Consider the following 1,369-nt stretch of genomic DNA (forward strand, 5'->3'; position numbering starts at 1 on the left):
AGGATCACTTTCTTCGCCAAGTGGAATCAGAGGTTGATTTTGACTTTATCTATGACTTAGTTGAAGATACCTATAGTCCAGATAATGGTCGTCCTAGTCTCGATCCCGTCATGTTAGTCAAAATTCCTTTAATTCAATGTTTTTATGGCATTCGCTCCATGCGCCAAACCATTAAAGACATTGAAGTAAATGTAGCCTATCGTTGGTTTCTTGGACTAAGCTTGGATGACAAGGTGCCTCATTTTACCACATATGGAAAGAATTACAGTCGTCGCTTTCAAGATAAAGCACTGATAACCGAGATATTTTCACAAGTACTCCATCAAGCTTTATGTGCTGGTTTAATTGATCCTTCGGAAATATTTGTGGATGGTACCCATATCAAAGCGGCAGCTAACAGTCACAAGTATCATAAGGAAATGGTTGCCCAACAAGCTAAATTTATGAGTGAGCAATTGGAAGTTGAGATTGATGTAGATAGGAGAAAACACGAAAAAAGTCCTTAAAGCCCGCAAAAGAAAGCGAGGCTAAAGAAAAGAAAATCTCAACGACAGATCCTGAGAGTGGGTGGTTCCACAAGGGTCAACACAAGGAAGTATTTGCCTATTCTGCCCAAGTAGCGTGTGATAAGCATGGCTGGGCCTTAGCTTATACGGTTGAAGCAGGAAATGTTCATGATAGTCAGGCTTTCCCTGCTCTTTTTTCAAAGTTAGAAGTTTTCTCCCCACGCTACATTATTGCGGACTCAGGCTATAAGACCCCAGCTATTGCCCACTATTTATTAAAGCGAAACATCCTTCCTGTCTTCCCGTATACCCGTCCCAAGGGAGTAAGGGGGAACTTAAGACCCGGTGATTTTGTTTATGATGCTTTCTATGACTGTTACCTCTGTCCAGAGAACCAAGTATTAGCCTATTGCACGACGACCCGAGCAGGCTACCGTGAGTATAAGAGTAACCCAAAAGTATGTGTCGCTTGTCCCCTATTATCCGTTTGTACCCAGAGCCAGAATCAGCAGAAAGTCATCACAAGACATGTATGGAAAGATGACCTTGAATTTTGTGAAGAGATTCGACATCAAAGAGGGATGAAGGAGCTCTATAAGAAGCGCAAAGAAACCATCGAGCGGCTCTTTGGGACAGCCAAAGAATACCACAACCTCCGTTATACAAGAGAGAAAGGCAAGTCCAAGATGGAAGATAAGGTTGGGCTTACTTTGGCGTGTTTGAATCTCAAAAAACTAGTAAAAATGAGGGTGGACAAGCATTTTTATTTTGTTCAAATGACTATTATTCTATCAAAAGATGGAATTTTAGCCTGACAAACAGAAAAAGACAAACACCATTTGGAATGTTTGTCTTCGGTCTGA

1 pseudogene is annotated in these 1,369 nt (G+C 41.3%); it reads left to right on the top strand.

The features are described 5' to 3' along the window. Positions 1–1,369: pseudogene (locus tag K1I80_RS11965) on the top strand (IS1182 family transposase); the annotation flags it as partial.

It is taken from the genome of Streptococcus sanguinis, from assembly GCF_019929225.1.
GTDB classification, from domain to species: Bacteria; Bacillota; Bacilli; order Lactobacillales; family Streptococcaceae; genus Streptococcus; species Streptococcus sanguinis_J.